Here is a 14468-nt window from a genome sequence, read left to right as displayed (position 1 = left end):
TGCACGGACTCCACTCTCGACTTGAACCGTGGGCAGCCAGAAGTCTGCTTCACTCTGCGGCGTCGGAAGAAGTTCTCGATGGCATGAGAGGAGTCTCTATATGCTCCTCGGAGTGCACGGTAGTCTGCCTTGGACAGCCACGGATGCTCCTGCTTTCACCCCTGGTAGTCTCTTCGAGAGCTCCCAATAGGTCGGGAATGTCCCCGTCTTCCCCAGGGTGTCTCTCTTCGCCTCGAGTTACTTGTTTGTATTAGGTTCCAGCGGCAGCATCCGAGCGCGTGCTCGGTCTGCTGCCGCTGGCGGCGTTGGGTTAAACCCGCCATGTCCTAATCATGTTCGTAACTATTGCACTCCGGCCGCTCCTCTTCGTCCCACCCTGCGCCATGGCCTTATCCTGCCTCGGTGACCATCTGCTCGAAGGCGAACTCGACTCGATTCGGGTGGATGTCGGGGTCGTATGTCCTGGTAATCACCGGCAAGTTGCCGCGGATGAGCACGAAGGATGGCTCACCCTCCTTGCACTCCTCATCGAGCGTTCGCGGCTTAATAAGTCTCGAGCGCAGGTAGCTTGAGGTCACGGGGTCGTTTGGGATGCCAACGAAGACCTGGCTGTCACATGCGGCGAGCAGGCCCTGGGAACTTGCATGGCCAAGCATCTGATCCAGCTGGCCTATCCCTTGGATGGCGACGGTCCACCAGATCTCGCGAGAGCGAGTCGCGTTGGCCCACGCCTCGACAGATGACCAGGAACCGCCTCGCATTGTTGCGAAGTCGTCCAAGACTATGCGTACGGGCATCCCGAGACGTCCCTCGGGAGTCGAGTCTGCGTGGCGCACCAGTGCGTCGACGAGCTGAGACATGAACACGCCCACAAGAGGGTAGAGCGACGAGTCAGTGTCACTTACCACAACGAAGAGTGCCGTGGGTCTCTCGCCAATGGGGGCGAAGTCGATCGCATCTGCCCTGTCAGAGAGCATGTTAAGCAGGTCTGGATCTCTCCACTGGTCGATGGCACCCGCCAGCGTTGAAAGCACGCACTCCCAGGTCTTGCCCGGGTTGGACGAGACACGCAGGTAGAGCTCGCTCGCCTCGTTCTTGATGCGCCGTGGCTTGCGCTTCTCCTCTGCCTCCAGCGTCTCCATTGCATCCGCGTAATCTCGGTACGCGGATATGAGGGCGTTCATCTCGGGCTGGAGACTGCCCGCGTTGGGGCCATGCCCGGCACCCCTTCCCGTGGCCATCTGCTGCGCTTGATACATCAACTCCGATGTCTTCTCGTCGACGTCCGCATCGGGGAAGAGGAATCGTATTCCTATCCGGGGGCGATGGGCCTTCCCTGCGTTGGGGCCCCGGTCATCGAAATGCGGCGGCCTCTCGCCCAAAGCGCTGGCGAGCTTGGTGATTGCCTCCTGTACCTCAGCTTGCGCGCCGTCCAACCGGGCTTGCGCGATTGAGATAGCAGTCGCTATCTCTTCCCGGTCCGACTGATTCTCGGCGAGAGAGCCCATGATCTTGTCAAGCTCACACGAATAACGTTCCAAGTAGCTGTCGCATTTGGCTTTCTCGTAAGCCTTGCTCGCGAGACTCTGGATGCCACGAAGGTCGTGAGAGTACTCCTTGAGTTCTGCGGTCCCAAGTATCAGGGATTCGAGCAGCAGCGATGCCTGCTCCTGCCAAAAGACCTCATATTGGTTGAGCCCGTCTACGGCGCAGAGCTCCCAAGAGAGGTTCTTCACTTCCCCGATGGTGACGGCACGGGAGAGGGGGTTCCAGCTGCAGTCGGACCTGGAGGGCTCTGAAAAGTCGAGTGTGCGGACTTCGTAGCCGGCGGCGGCGAGACCTGGTGCGAGGTGGCGCCGCAGCATGCCCTTCGGCTCGACTATCACATATGAGCTGTTGCACTGCATTACGTTGGGTTCGATAACGGTGCGGCTCTTGCCTGTCCCTGGTGCGCCAACCACCAGTAGGTTGTTGTTGCGACTTGTTTCGCGCTGGTTGGTTCCCAGGCATACGCGTCTCCCGAGGATAGTCTCGTCTGCGCTGATCATGGCCGTGCCCCTTTCCGTTCGATGGCTGGCCTACCCGGGGTCAGACGTCATTCTGGATGGGTGGCAGATCCACCATCTAGGCGAGGTCCCCGAGGCCTTTTGTTTTTCTCTGTTTTTGGTCGCGTATTCATCTTGGGCCTTCGAGGAAGGCTTGTGTAAGTCGTAGGCTACCGCTTACGGAATCAAATTTGGATTCCCGGTTGACAGAATTTACCTGTTATGTTAATAGCTCGCGACGAACATCAACAGACGGTTCGGCTCTCGGGGTAGAAGTCGCTGCCGTTGCAGGTGACGGGGACGAGCTGGCGTGAGGCGGAAACTTCCGCGACGGGGTGTCGGAAGTCCGGCAACCTCATCCCAGCGCTTTTCTTAACGAATCGTGCTCCTGGTACCAAATTGTTGGTGACAGTCATCCGGGAATGCATATGCACCCTGCAACTCGTCGGGCCTGGCTCGACCCAGCCGATGGACGGGAAGGCAGACTTGGAGTCCATAGATAACGACGGGGCATCGAGGGTGGGCTGTGCGGTTCAGATTCCCCGGAAACGGGCGACGAAGTGAAGGGGGTGCCGGGGGATAGACATGCGGGAGCGCTTTGTCCGCTGGTACCGCGAGGGCGCATACAGCGTAGACGGCCTCTTCGACATCGGCGGCACCACCGCGGACGCGCTCTCCACCGGCCGCGGGCGCCCGGGCGAGCACTTTGCCGCCCAGCTGGACGGCGTATACGCCTACAGCAAGGGCAGCATTCGCATCCCCTACGGCAAGGTCGACGCCGGGCTCATCTCGCGCATCGCCGCATGGTGCCTCCGCGAGGCCGGTTTCCCCTAGTACTCCCCCGCAAACTCCTACCCGACGCGCGCAAGCCCCGCCTCGGCGCTCTTGAGCGCCCCGCGATACCACGACTCCCCCTCCCTCACGGCAATAGAAAGCCCGGTCACGGCGCGAGAATACCAACCCCTCGCCCCCTCGAAGCTCTGGGCGCAGCCCTCGCCCTCCTCGCACGCCCTTCCCAGCCCTAGCGCCGCACTCCCCCAGTACACACGGGAGCGTCGCTCTTCCCCAGGTCGTAGGCCCGCCGATACCACCGGTACGCCTTGCCCGGGTCCACCTCGCAACCACGGCCATCGCGCAGGAAATCCCCCAGCTTGTAGCAGGACTCGGCAATGCCCGCCTCGGCGGCACGCCGACAGTGCGCAAACGCACGCTCGGGTATGCTCAGCGACTCGTCCGGCCGCGCTGTTAGCGTCGGGAGAGTTTAACCACATCCAGCCGGACGATAATCGCCAATTCCGGTCAGCCGATACTAGCCAATGCGCCGGCAGCCGGTTGCCTGACTCATGTGGTGGCTACACTCCCTTCGGTTGCGTCCCCCTGACCTTCGTCGCCTGCGGTACCGCCTCGACCGAGTAGGTGTCGAACCCGCATCCGCGGTAGCTCGGGCCGCGCATCATGAAGACCGAGGCCTTGTCGAATGCCCTGTATGCCCATAGGCGGTGGCGGGGGCGCTGCGGGCTCCCGTCACCGCCGACCATGTCCTGTGGCGCTTTGCCGGTGCCCTTGCCCTGCGACGAGAGGCGAGGTGCCTAGCACCTCTCGTCTCGGTCCTCCTCCTGCCTGGACGAAGTGAACAGCTCCCCGTCGTTCTCCCTGAGCGCCTCCTCGAGGGCCTCCTCCGAAATGCGGAGACAGCGGCCCACCCGAACCATGGGAAGCTCGTGGGCCATTCGGTAGGCCGTGGCCCGTGAGACCGAGAATCTCTGCGCAAGGTCCTCCACCGTCAGCATCCTTGCCACGTTGCGCCGTGAATATGACATGCGTCTCAGTCCTCCTTTGCTGTGACGAATACCTGCGGTTTTGTCCGGACAACGGGGATTCTGCGCCAAGGTCGAGCGGAAGTCGCTGAGGCTACAGGAAACTCGTGCGGGGCCTGGTTGCCCTGAGGGCTCTAGCGAGTGGGGGAGGCTGCTGGGCCATCGGCGCATGGCTGTGCGCCTGGCGAGCCCGCATACTGAGCTTGGGTCGGAAAGGCGGGAGGCGTGGCCGCTGCCACGCCGTCAACCTGCCTTGCTGTCATGTTGTCATACTGACATGCTGTCACGCTGGCCGGTCGACTTCTTGCGACTCGCTTGCCGCAAGGCCAGCCCATTCACGGCTTTGCATGCATGCGGCTGCCGCTCGCTCAAGGGGGAGTCCCTCGCGGAGGCCGTCTTGCTGGCCGTGGGCGAGTCTCAGGCCCATCCACCCGCATCCGACCATCTTCATAGAACGCGGCGCCAAACCTGAGAGGGTGGCGTCGTCCGGCCCCGCAACGTTCTTGCCTTCAGAGCGAAGGCCTCTCAGTGGGTCCGCCTATTTCGGGGATCCCAAAGGGACCGCCGCTGCCGAGAGGTTCTCTCTCGGCAGCGGCGGCTATGGCTGCTGGCATCGAATGCCGCCTCGCACCCTCTCGCGACACCAGCAGGGCACCCGCCCTTCTTATCAGGGCGTCGCGGTTGTGAGGAAGCTCGCTGCATCAAAATGGGTCGTGCAGCGCTAGAGTGGGGATGGCAGAAGGGGGCGCGCGGTGGCCGGAAGATGCAGGGACCCATGGAGGACCAGGGGGATCGACCAGCTCCCGGGGTGGCTCGTCGAGGGCATTCGGGAGGGGGCCTGCTCGTGCGCTGGGGTCCGTGACGTGCTGGTGTTCGGCTCGTACGCGAGGGGCGAGGCCCGGGCTGGCTCGGACATCGACATATGCGTGCTGTACGATGGCGCGCCGGGAGACTCGAGAGTGGTCTCGGGCAACGTCAGGGCAGCCGTCCACCCGTTCCTGGGGCGGGCGAGGATGGAGTGCGACGTCGTCGCCTTCCCGCTCGGCGACGACGGCGCGGGCGTCTGGGACCAGGGGTTCCGCGACAGGGTCATGAGGGAGGGCGTGAGCCTATGTTCCAGCAGGTGAAGGGCCTCGAGTACAGGGCCTGGATGGCCAGGGCGGACGATGACAGGAGCCTCGCGAGGAGCGCACTGGTCAGCGAGCGGCACCCCAGAACTGCCTGCTACCTCGCCCTGCAGGCGATGGAGGGGTACGTGAAAGCGCAGCTGACCTCCCTGGGCGAGGCGCCGGAGGGGGCACACGGGCTCCTGCTGCTCTTGGACCACCTCTACCTTGCGTCGGGGGTCGAGCCGGACCCCTCGGTCGCCGCCGTGGCAGGCCAGCTCTCGTCCTACGAGGCGAGCACGAGATACCCCGGGGCCCCGTTCATGCAGGAGGACGCGTCGAGGGCGGTGAGGTCCTACGAGGCGGTGGCGGGGAGCCTCAGCCGGGCGGGGTTCGAGGTGCCGGCCTGGGACGACCCGATTCGCTATTTCGACATCCCGCCTTCCGGAGGCGAGGCGACCGAAATCCCTTCGCAGGGACGGGATTGATGGACGGCGCGGGGGTGCGGTTGAGACTAGAGGCTCATGCCGCCCCGGATAATAATGTCTTTCAAGCGCGAGACGTCGGAAGGGGGTGCTCCAGCATTGCGGAGCCCGTCGAGCCATACGCGGCCTGGAGAGAGCTCGACGAGAACGGTTGGCAGAAGCCGGTCAAGTCGTCTCTCGAGGAGTCTTGAAAGTTCGTATGCTAGGAGGGCGGAGGAGGGCAAGTTGTTGGCTCCGATTCCGACAATGACCAGCAGCTGGTGACCAGCCTCATCGGCAATGATATTGCCGATGCTGTCTCGGCCGTACATTGAGCCCCCGTTGCACCTTTCTGCAAATTCAGCCAGCTGTAGTAGGGCGCCTTCGCGATAGCAATCGAGTCGGCGATCGAGCAGGATGCGTCCGGCAATCGCGTCGGCTGCATTAGCATCGGGCTCGCAGACGACCAGCCATGGGCGAGTCTCTTGAGTGAGCTCGAGCCACTCCTCGACCTGCGGGGGCAGAGGTCCCATGTATTTCTCCGCAAGGCATCTGAATCTGGGGAGCATGGCCCGTTTGGACGTATGCCTCTCGCTGGCCTGCTGCTTGGCGAGTTCCTCCTGCGTAATCGTGTTTGCCGCGTGGATCTCTTCGATGGGTACTGGTATGGGCCGATGCGTCCCACGTGGTACGCCTTGCGAATACGCATTGTCGCGGCCGTCTCCTGTCTCAGTCACCATAATGAGCCTCCCTGAATCGCTAGGTTTAACTGGCGTTTTGACTGAACGAAGCGATTCTGCGACAAGGGGCCGCGGAAGGCCACGTGGTCCCAGGAAACTCGTTTTGAATAGAATTCAAAAATGAGAACGTTGATGGGGGCTTCATGTCGGATGCCGCTCCGCGACGCTACCCCAGAAGCTTGCCGATCACGTCCGCGGCGGCCCTGTCATTCTCGGGGAAGGCGTGACTGTAGATGTCCATCGTGGTGGAGACCTTGCTGTGTCCGGCACGCTCGCTGGCGGTGCGGAAGTCCACGCCGTTTGCGATCATGAGCGAGATGTTCGTGTGGCGCAGCTCGTGGAAACGGAGCCCGACGTAGTGCCTGCGTACCCGCTTACGTCTGTTGCTGCGGGAGTAGGGCCTCCCGTCGTCGTCGACGGGGAAGCCATGCTCGTTCAGCCTTGGCGGCGCGACGCGATTCCCCTCGTCGTCGACGAACATGCCAAAGCCGTGCTTCTCGCAGAACCGCGTGAACCACGTGTAGTAGTTGTCGGGGTCCTGCGTCTCTCCGTCAGAGTCGATGATGACGGGCGTCTCGGGGGTCTGTTCGATCCCGAGCGCCGCGAGGAACCGCGCCTGCTCGTCCCTCCAGGAGAGGAGTCGGGCCGCGGTCTCGTCGTCGATGCCCAGGCGCCTCGCGGAGCGCCTCGTCTTTGGTCTCTCGTAGCCCCTGGACTTCTTGACGAGCTGCTGCTCGATGATGATGTAGGAGGTGCCTGGGGTCTCCGAGAGATGGAGGTGCTTCCACTGGAGCCCGAGCACCTCGCCTCTCCTGGCCCCCGTCGCGAGGGCGATGACTATGGCCATGAAGCGGCTCTCCTCGCAGGTGTCGTGTGGGCAGAGGACGAGCCGGCGGGACTCGGTCGCCGAGAGACTTCTCCTCGAGGTGCATTCCGGGCGGGGTGCCCTTAGTGACTTGTTCGCGGCGGGGTTCGACTGGATCAGCCCCTCCGCCACGGCGTCGTCGAGGACCTGCTTCAGTTTCTGGTGCAACATATGCAGCTGGCTCGCGCTGAGGCCGTCCCTGGTAGTCGCCCTCACGTACGTGGACTTGATGTCTTTGACGGTAAGCGACTCCAGGGTTCTCTTCCCGAGGTAGCGCTTGATTCTCGCGAGGACCGGCTCGTCTCTCTTGCAGGTGGCGGGCTTGACGTCCGGGGATGCGATGCGCGCCTCCTGCCACGAGTCGACGTACTCGGCGAGCGTGAGGTCAGACGAGTCCTCCGTGGCCATCCGGATTAGTTCGGCTTTGTACTCGTCCGCTGCCCTCCTCGCATCCGTCTTCGAGCCTTGCACGGTGCGTGCGGGCGAGTACACATACTTGCCGGTCTTGGGGTCCATCCCAATGTTGAAGCGCACGCGCCATCGGTTCTTGCCGCGCTTCTCTATGGTTCCGTTGCCAATGGGAATTCCGAACGTGTGTGCCATTTTCTAAATACCTCCACGCAAGCACTACGCTGGGCCCGCCCCGCCAGGCGTTGCTCGCTCGGTGGGGCGGGCCCAGCGTAGCGCTTGCGGACAGGGTGTTAAGAAAATTGAAACTCATGAGACAGTGCACTGGGAGGAATTTGGGAGGAATTTTATCAAAGCCCCCGAGACGCATATATGCGTTTGATAACTTCTGAGACCAAATATATACAAACAACTGCACAAACGTGAGTCTTCAGTAACATGCTGATAATTGCTGAGAATGGATACGCAGGTGCTCATAACCCGAAGGTCGCAGGTTCAAATCCTGCCCCCGCGACCATAAACTTGCAGGCCAGAGGACGTGTCCTCTGGCCTTTTTCATGCGGGATTTTCTTCCCTGGTAACGGAATCCCATTGCCGGGAAACGGGATTCCGTTACCTGGCAACTTAATCCCGCCTGTCTTGAGGGCAGTTCTTCGGCAGCTGAAAAAGTTTCTGTGAAGGCTTCCGTCCATGACAGCGGGAATGTCTCCCTCTTGGATTTCTTCATTATGATATGAGGGGTAACCGGGCAGTGACTTGACCTCACGCCGCCACACCAACATCCTGCGGAGAATGACATGGGTTCCAATTGGGTTGTTTGCTCTACTGCTGTGACCTTTGGGCGCGGTTCGGACGAACCCATCGAGCGTCTCAAGGCTGCCGGCTGCGAGGTTCGACTCAATCCCTATGGGCGTCCGCTGACAAAGGCGGAGATGCTGGACTTTGCGGGAGATGCCAACGCCATCATCCTCGGCAATGACGACCTGCCCGCTAGCGTCATCCGGCGGCTCAAAAAGCTAAAGATTATCGCACGCTACGGTGTCGGCTTTGACGGTGTGGACGTGGCTGAGGCCCGCGACCTGGGCATCGAGGTCACGTATGCCCCCGCATCGAACCGCGAGGAAACTGCGGACTTCACGTTTGGGCTCATCCTCGACCTGGAACGGCACATCTCGCAGATGGTCATAGACACGCGATCGGGCGGCTGGACCAAGCTGACGGGCACGAGCTTATACGGCAAGACCATCGGCATCATCGGCGTCGGGCAGATTGGATGTGCTGTCGCCCGCAGGACCATGGGATTCGGCATGGACATCCTGGGCTACGACATTGTGCAGCGCAACGAGGCCACGGTTTATGGCGTTGTCTACACCACACTGAATGATTTGCTGAGAAGGTCTGACATCATTACGATTCACCTTCCGCTGGACGAGTCGACGAAGAACCTCATTGGTGCACGCGAGCTTAGGCTTGTGAAACCGGGTGCCATTCTCATCAATACCGCCCGCGCGGGGATCGTGCGCCATGGCGCGCTTGATAGTGCGCTCCAATCTGGGAGGCTCGCGGGTTTTGCAATAGACGTCTTCTCCAAGGAGCCGCCAGAGCACCAGCCCTACTACGACTACGACAACGTGCTCGTTACCCCGCACGTGGCGGGCAATACCTACGAGAGCAGCCGCCGGATGGGCAATATCGTCGTGGACAACATCCTTGCTGTTAAGTCTGGCGTCGAACCACCGGATCCCATAACCCCCCAGCACCTCTACGAATCGATGATGGTGATGGGACAGTCGGCAGATAGCGAGTAGGGCATGGTGCCATGCTCTTGGGGAGCAATGCACAAGCGCCGGAGGGCCTCCACTCCGAAGAATCAGGTTATTCACCTTCATAGTAGATTTATACAATTACTCGCAGACATACGTGTGTCTGGTGAGCAAAATTATATGTAGAAACTATGTAGTAACAATCGTTCATAAAGAAAAATATACGTATTAAATTTCAAACACGCAGTTAAAATGTCACAAATACCTGCAATTAAATACAAATAATGCCTTCTCTAAAACACTGCTTGTTAATGTGATGAAACTGTGTTCAAATATGAGCAACAAGCAAGATAAATACATTCCTAGCTTGCATCACAAATATCGAAAGCAGGAGGGAAGACGTGATAGACCTCAGTCTTACAAAGTTTCCCAAGGTGACGGTCATTCTTCGCGGATACAACTACGAACAAGTTCGATGCGTTGTGAAGAGCATGGTCGGAACCAAGCTGGGCGCCGTTGAGGTTGCGATGAACACGCCCGGTGCGGCCCAGACCATCGAGAAAGTCGCAAATGAGTTTGGCGATGACGTTCTCGTCGGCGCGGGAACCGTCATTTCTGCTGCGCGTGCTTACGCGGCCGTCGAGGCGGGGGCTCGCTTCGCGCTCTCCCCAATCTGCTTTACCGAGGAGATCTTTAGCATCTGCAAGGCAAATGGCCTTCTAACCGTTCCCTCGGCCTTTTCGCCTTCTGAGGTCTGGAATATGTTCGAGATGGGAGCGGACATCGTGAAGGTCTTCCCCGCAGGCACGCTTGGCCCAAAGTACATCAAGGACATTCAGGCCCCTCTTAATCCCATGCCAATCATGGTTGTTGGCGGCGTGAATGGTGACAACTGCCAGGAGTTCTTCGACGAAGGTGCCTCATATGCCGGCATCGGGTCCGGCATCTTCGATCCCAAGCACATCATCGAGATGGATGAGGGTGCGCTTAAGGCCGACATTGAGGCGTTCGAGCAGAAGGTCCGTTGGTAACGGGTAGGGAGGCTAAGTTCCGATGGTACTCAATCTTTTTCCAGAGGACATTCTCCTCAACATTGACGCAGAGAGCTGCCAGGAAGTTCTTCACCTGGTATCAACCCACCTCTTTGGCGAGGGCAAGGTCAAGCAATCCTATGAGGAGCACCTGATTGATCGGGAGAGGGAGTATCCGACGGGGCTTGCGCTTGGGGACATCAACGTTGCGATTCCCCATACCGACTACCAGTACGCAAATACCACTCAGTTGCTGGTCGCTACGTTAAAGAAGCCAGTCGAGTGGCACAACATGGAGGACTCTGATGAGTCGATTCCGGTAAGCGTGGTTGTTCTTTCCGTGTTCGATAAGCCCGAGCACCAGCTTGAAGCCCTTCAGAAAATTATGGGTGTCTTGCAAAACCAGGAACTCGTTGCACAAATCGCTGACGCCGATTCCGCGCAACAGGTAATAGAGCTATTCAATTAGGAAGGGTAAAAGCATGGAGAAAAAGACGGTTATCGTGTGCTGCGCCTCATCGATGATTACGTCGACTATGGCGGTTGCCAAGGTGAAGGAAATTGCCGCTGCTTGTGGTGCGCCTGAGCCTCGCATTATTCAGTGCAAGTTCTCCGAGGTTCAGGGCAACCTCGCTTCGAATCACGTGGATTTCATTGTTCCTACGGGCAAACTCAAGGGTGTGGAGACGGGAGATGCGCCCGTAATTAAGGGGACTGCCTTCGTCACGGGAGTTGGCGAGGATAAGGCAAAGGCCGAAATAGAGGCTCAGCTTAAGGCGTAAGCGAAAACTGCAACCTAGGAGGTAGACGCAATGGACTTTGTGGTAACTGGTCTCCAAACCATCGCTTCGATGGGTCCTATGGTCATGATGCCAATCATCATCTTGATTCTCGGCCTCATCTTCCGTGTGAAAATCAATGTTTTACTAAAGTCTGCCTTGCTGGTGGGTATTGGCTTCGCGGGCGTCAACATGGTGATCAACTGGTTTGTTGCCCAGGTCGCCGATTCCGTAACCAACATGGTTGCGAACTGGGGAATCCAGACCTCCATCATGGATGTGGGATGGCCCGCTAGGGCCGCTGCGACCTGAGCGTTCCCCCTTGCCGCAATTGTTGTCTTCGTCGTTCTCGGCGTGAACGCCCTCATGTTGATTACCAAGACGACCAAGACGGTCATGGTCGACTTCTGGTCTTATAACCACTTCATTTTCACAGGCGCTCTGGTTTGGTATGCCACCAATGGCAATCCCTGGATTTCCATCATCGCCTCTGCTGTTGACTTCATCATCACAATCAAGATTGCGGACTGGACCACTCCTGTCGTCGAAGATTACTTCGAGCTCGAGGGTGTCAACTTCCCGACCTCTAACTCCGCAATCTGGGCTCCGGTTGCATACGCGCTGAACAAGCTTTGGGATGTCATCCCCGGCATTAACAAGATCGACATCAACCCCAAGGGAGTTCAGGAGAAGTTCGGCTTCGTCGGTGAACCCATGTTCATGGGCTTCATCATCGGCGCGGCAATCGGCCTTCTGGCAGGCGACTCGATTGACAAGGTCCTTATCGTTGCCATGAGCACCTCCGCAACGATGGTCCTCACCCCCAAGATGATGCAGATTCTCATGGAAGGTCTCCTTCCTTTCGCAAACGCCGTGAAGGAGATTCTCCAGAAGCGCTTCCCCGGTACCGACTTCGTAATGGGTATCGACGCTGCCCTGACCGTCGCCAATGAGTCCGCCATCACGGTTGGAATCATCATGGTTCCTATCACGCTCCTGCTTGCTGCAGTCTTGCCCGGCAACAAGCTTCTCCCCATCGCCGATATTGCTTACCAGGCGATGTGGCTCGCTGCGTGGCCTGTTGCGTTTGGTAAGGGCAACATCTTCCGTGGTATTCTCTCCACGACCATTATTACCTGCATCGTGCTGTGGATTGCTACCGCCCTTGCGCCGGTTCATACCCAGCTCGCGATCGCCGGCGGCTTCGTACTCCCCGATGGCATGCAGTTCATCTCCACCGAGGACGCTGGCGAGCACCTTATCGGCTTCTGCCTGCAGTGGCTCGCAGGCTTCCTTGCCTAGTTCCCTATACACGCAGTACCCGCATGAGGGGCGGAGCATCACGCTCTGCCCCTCTCTTTCCAACGAATAGCGAGGATGGCAATGAAGATCACCGGAGTTCAGATTTACGAGGTAAAACCAAGATGGATTTTCTGCAAGGTCGAGACTGACGAGGGTGTCAGCGGGTGGGGAGAAATGGTCTCAGGGACCAAAACGCGAACAGTCGTCGAGGGAGCAAGGGAGCTTTCCCAGCGAATCGTCGGTCGCGATCCCTTCGAGATTGAGAGGATTTGGCAAGAGCTGCACAGATCCTTCTTTCGTGGTGGCCCGATTAACGGGACCATTGTTTCTGGACTCGAGATGGCACTTTGGGACATCAAGGGTAAGGCTCTCGGCGTCCCAGTTTGGCAGCTTCTGGGAGGGAAGGCGCGCGACCGCGTGCGGGTATATTCCTGGATTGGCGGGGATCGGCCGTCTGATGTCGCGAATGGCGCCGCGGATAGGCTGGCGAAGGGTTTCCGCGCCGTGAAGATGAACGCAACGGAAGAGCTTCATTACGTTGATACCTACGACAAGGTTCAGCAGGTTGTCGACAGGGTAGAGTCAATCCGGAGTGCTTGCGGGAACGAAATCGAAATCGGTATCGACTTCCATGGTCGCGTCCACAAGCCAATGGCAAAGGTTCTCGCGTATGCCCTTGCCCCGTATCACCCCATGTTCATTGAGGAGCCTGTTCTTCCGGAGAACTGGGAATCGTTTGATGACATCTCCCGGGAGGTACCCATCCCTATCGCCACGGGAGAGCGCCTGTATTCGCGCTGGGAGTTCAAGCGCCTGTTTGTGCAGGGGGCAGTTGATATCATCCAGCCAGACGTGTCGCTCTGCGGGGGCATCCTCGAGATGCGTAAGATTATCGCGATGGCCGAGGCGTTCGATATGGCTGCTGCACCTCACGCTCCCTATGGGCCCATCGCTCTTGCTGCAACCCTTCAGGTCGATGCGTGCTCACCCAACGTGTTCATTCAGGAGCAGAGCCTAGGCATCCATTACAATCAGGGCTTCGATCTTCTCGACTTCGTTAAGAACAAAGAGGTCTTTCAGTATTCGGACGGATACGTTGATGTTCCCAGCGGGCCTGGGCTGGGACTGGAAATCGACGAGGAGAAAGTTAAGGCGGTTTCTGCCGAGGGCCTTGTCTGGAGAAATCCCAGCTGGAAGAACTATGACGGAACCATAGCGGAATGGTAGGTAGCCATGATTAACACCGTCCTCGGAGAGATTGACCCACAAGATCTTGGGACAACCTACATTCACGAACACCTCTACGTCTCTCCCGACGAGCTCGAACGCTACTATGACTACACTCTCGACGTGCCCTCGAAAAGTATCGAGGAGGCCGAGCTGTTCAAGGCGGCGGGCGGCTGTACCATCGTGGACATGACGCCGCTTGCATACGGTCGAAATCCCGAGGCCCTCCGCTTGATATCCAAGCAAGCTGGCATCAATGTGCTCTGTGTCACGGGATTTCACAAGGACCTTTGGCTTCCGCGCTGGTTTGACAGTCTGTCTGACGAAGAGATTGCTCACGAGCTGACACGCGAGATTGAAGATGGAATAGGCTTTTCGAAGGTCAAGCCGGCGGCTGTCAAGATTGGCACATCCTTGGGAAAGGTCACGGAGCGGGAGAGACGGGCGATTAAAATTGTCGCCCAGGTTGCATCTGAGCATCATCTCCCTGTTATTACACACTGCGACAAGGGCACGATGGGCATGGAGCAACTCGACCTGCTCGAGGCTGGGGGCATGAACTTGGCACACGTGTGCCTCTCACACACGGACCTAACCCTTGACCCCGCCTACATGAAATCCTTAATGAAGAGAGGAGCGTTCCTTTCCTTCGATCATGTTGGTAGGGATTTTGTGGGACATGACTCCGTTCGAGTGTCGCTATTGAAGGACTTTGTTTGCTCTGGCTTCGGTGGCCAAGTTTGCCTAGCGGGAGACATGGGCAAAAAGAACTACTTCAAGTCATATGGTGGTATGCCCGGCCTTGACTACATCCTCACCGGCCTCAAAGAGCAACTCCTCAAGGAGATTGAAGAACGCGACTACTGGCGGATGCTCGTGGAAAACCCCATGCACGTCCTAGATTGGTCGTAATCCCTCCGA

Annotated in this window: 15 protein-coding genes and 1 pseudogene; 10 read left to right on the top strand and 6 right to left on the bottom strand. The window is 58.8% G+C overall.

Annotated elements, in window-relative coordinates:
- Window positions 1-389 precede the first annotated feature (389 nt).
- The gene (locus tag NVS32_RS00405; protein WP_258498244.1) at window positions 390-2048 is read right to left on the bottom strand and encodes a type IV secretory system conjugative DNA transfer family protein; all 1659 of its coding nucleotides are present in this window, start codon (window positions 2046-2048) and stop codon (window positions 390-392) included.
- Between the two features lie 582 nt (window positions 2049-2630).
- On the opposite strand from NVS32_RS00405, the gene NVS32_RS00400 reads away from it, so the two are divergent.
- Window positions 2631-2879, top strand: coding sequence for a hypothetical protein (locus NVS32_RS00400; protein WP_258498242.1), 249 nt, complete (start codon window positions 2631-2633; stop codon window positions 2877-2879).
- Between the two features lie 17 nt (window positions 2880-2896).
- Here the strand turns inward: NVS32_RS00400 and NVS32_RS00395 are convergent, their stop codons facing one another.
- The 3 genes from NVS32_RS00395 to NVS32_RS00390 all read right to left on the bottom strand — a co-directional run bounded on the left by NVS32_RS00395 (window position 2897) and on the right by NVS32_RS00390 (window position 3865).
- The gene (locus tag NVS32_RS00395; protein WP_258498241.1) at window positions 2897-3091 is read right to left on the bottom strand and encodes a hypothetical protein; all 195 of its coding nucleotides are present in this window, start codon (window positions 3089-3091) and stop codon (window positions 2897-2899) included.
- Window positions 3067-3216 (bottom strand): SEL1-like repeat protein, encoded by a 150-nt coding sequence (locus NVS32_RS10960; RefSeq protein ID WP_368407206.1) that lies wholly within the window; start codon window positions 3214-3216, stop codon window positions 3067-3069. Before NVS32_RS10960 ends, NVS32_RS00395 begins: the two co-directional genes overlap by 25 nt.
- 418 nt (window positions 3217-3634) lie before the next feature.
- Window positions 3635-3865: a helix-turn-helix domain-containing protein gene (locus tag NVS32_RS00390; RefSeq protein WP_258498240.1), complete on the bottom strand. Its 231-nt coding sequence runs from the start codon at window positions 3863-3865 to the stop codon at window positions 3635-3637.
- Window positions 3866-4614: 749 nt separating this feature from the next.
- On the opposite strand from NVS32_RS00390, the gene NVS32_RS00385 reads away from it, so the two are divergent.
- Both NVS32_RS00385 and NVS32_RS00380 read left to right on the top strand, forming a co-directional pair.
- Window positions 4615-4989: a nucleotidyltransferase family protein gene (locus tag NVS32_RS00385; RefSeq protein ID WP_258498239.1), complete on the top strand. Its 375-nt coding sequence runs from the start codon at window positions 4615-4617 to the stop codon at window positions 4987-4989.
- On the top strand, window positions 4974-5456 hold the full coding sequence (locus NVS32_RS00380; RefSeq protein ID WP_258498237.1) for a HEPN domain-containing protein: 483 nt from the start codon (window positions 4974-4976) through the stop codon (window positions 5454-5456). Before NVS32_RS00385 ends, NVS32_RS00380 begins: the two co-directional genes overlap by 16 nt.
- 26 nt (window positions 5457-5482) lie before the next feature.
- On the opposite strand, the gene NVS32_RS00375 is transcribed toward NVS32_RS00380, so the two are convergent.
- Both NVS32_RS00375 and NVS32_RS00370 read right to left on the bottom strand, forming a co-directional pair.
- Window positions 5483-6172 carry a hypothetical protein gene (locus tag NVS32_RS00375; protein ID WP_258498236.1) on the bottom strand — a complete coding sequence of 230 codons (690 nt, stop codon included), beginning with the start codon at window positions 6170-6172 and terminating at the stop codon, window positions 5483-5485.
- Window positions 6173-6338: 166 nt separating this feature from the next.
- Window positions 6339-7640: a tyrosine-type recombinase/integrase gene (locus NVS32_RS00370; RefSeq protein ID WP_258498234.1), complete on the bottom strand. Its 1302-nt coding sequence runs from the start codon at window positions 7638-7640 to the stop codon at window positions 6339-6341.
- A gap of 602 nt (window positions 7641-8242) precedes the next feature.
- On the opposite strand from NVS32_RS00370, the gene NVS32_RS00365 reads away from it, so the two are divergent.
- The 7 genes and pseudogenes from NVS32_RS00365 (at window position 8243) to NVS32_RS00335 (ending at window position 14459) form a co-directional block, all read left to right on the top strand.
- Window positions 8243-9253, top strand: coding sequence for a phosphoglycerate dehydrogenase (locus tag NVS32_RS00365; protein WP_258498232.1), 1011 nt, complete (start codon window positions 8243-8245; stop codon window positions 9251-9253).
- 356 nt (window positions 9254-9609) lie between these two features.
- The gene (locus NVS32_RS00360; protein WP_118100421.1) at window positions 9610-10239 is read left to right on the top strand and encodes a bifunctional 4-hydroxy-2-oxoglutarate aldolase/2-dehydro-3-deoxy-phosphogluconate aldolase; all 630 of its coding nucleotides are present in this window, start codon (window positions 9610-9612) and stop codon (window positions 10237-10239) included.
- A gap of 22 nt (window positions 10240-10261) precedes the next feature.
- A complete protein-coding gene (locus tag NVS32_RS00355; RefSeq protein ID WP_118100422.1) occupies window positions 10262-10708 on the top strand; it encodes a PTS sugar transporter subunit IIA in 447 nt (148 codons plus the stop codon).
- 13 nt (window positions 10709-10721) lie between these two features.
- Window positions 10722-11021, top strand: coding sequence for a PTS sugar transporter subunit IIB (locus NVS32_RS00350; protein WP_032110247.1), 300 nt, complete (start codon window positions 10722-10724; stop codon window positions 11019-11021).
- A gap of 30 nt (window positions 11022-11051) precedes the next feature.
- Window positions 11052-12320, top strand: a pseudogene (locus NVS32_RS00345) (PTS galactitol transporter subunit IIC).
- Window positions 12321-12401: 81 nt separating this feature from the next.
- Window positions 12402-13547 carry a galactonate dehydratase gene (gene dgoD / locus NVS32_RS00340; RefSeq protein WP_258498230.1) on the top strand — a complete coding sequence of 382 codons (1146 nt, stop codon included), beginning with the start codon at window positions 12402-12404 and terminating at the stop codon, window positions 13545-13547.
- A 6-nt stretch (window positions 13548-13553) separates the two neighbouring features.
- Window positions 13554-14459 (top strand): phosphotriesterase family protein, encoded by a 906-nt coding sequence (locus NVS32_RS00335; RefSeq protein ID WP_258498228.1) that lies wholly within the window; start codon window positions 13554-13556, stop codon window positions 14457-14459.
- The last annotated feature ends 9 nt before the right edge of the window (window positions 14460-14468 follow it).

It is taken from the genome of Tractidigestivibacter montrealensis (assembly GCF_024741235.1).
Lineage (GTDB): Bacteria > Actinomycetota > Coriobacteriia > Coriobacteriales > Atopobiaceae > Tractidigestivibacter > Tractidigestivibacter montrealensis.
The sequence above is the reverse complement of the archived record's forward strand: the minus strand, read 5'-3'. Positions and strand labels throughout refer to the sequence as shown.

Excerpts from the sequence above, each read along its gene's own strand:
- NVS32_RS00405 (WP_258498244.1), bottom strand. The coding sequence starts at position 2,048 with ATGATCAGCGCAGACGAGACTATCCTCGGGAGACGCGTATGCCTGGGA.
- NVS32_RS00400 (WP_258498242.1), top strand. The coding sequence starts at position 2,631 with ATGCGGGAGCGCTTTGTCCGCTGGTACCGCGAGGGCGCATACAGCGTA.
- NVS32_RS00390 (WP_258498240.1), bottom strand. The coding sequence starts at position 3,865 with ATGTCATATTCACGGCGCAACGTGGCAAGGATGCTGACGGTGGAGGAC.
- NVS32_RS00380 (WP_258498237.1), top strand. The coding sequence starts at position 4,974 with ATGTTCCAGCAGGTGAAGGGCCTCGAGTACAGGGCCTGGATGGCCAGG.
- NVS32_RS00375 (WP_258498236.1), bottom strand. The coding sequence starts at position 6,172 with ATGGTGACTGAGACAGGAGACGGCCGCGACAATGCGTATTCGCAAGGC.
- NVS32_RS00370 (WP_258498234.1), bottom strand. The coding sequence starts at position 7,640 with ATGGCACACACGTTCGGAATTCCCATTGGCAACGGAACCATAGAGAAG.
- NVS32_RS00365 (WP_258498232.1), top strand. The coding sequence starts at position 8,243 with ATGGGTTCCAATTGGGTTGTTTGCTCTACTGCTGTGACCTTTGGGCGC.
- NVS32_RS00355 (WP_118100422.1), top strand. The coding sequence starts at position 10,262 with ATGGTACTCAATCTTTTTCCAGAGGACATTCTCCTCAACATTGACGCA.
- NVS32_RS00350 (WP_032110247.1), top strand. The coding sequence starts at position 10,722 with ATGGAGAAAAAGACGGTTATCGTGTGCTGCGCCTCATCGATGATTACG.
- dgoD (WP_258498230.1), top strand. The coding sequence starts at position 12,402 with ATGAAGATCACCGGAGTTCAGATTTACGAGGTAAAACCAAGATGGATT.
- NVS32_RS00335 (WP_258498228.1), top strand. The coding sequence starts at position 13,554 with ATGATTAACACCGTCCTCGGAGAGATTGACCCACAAGATCTTGGGACA.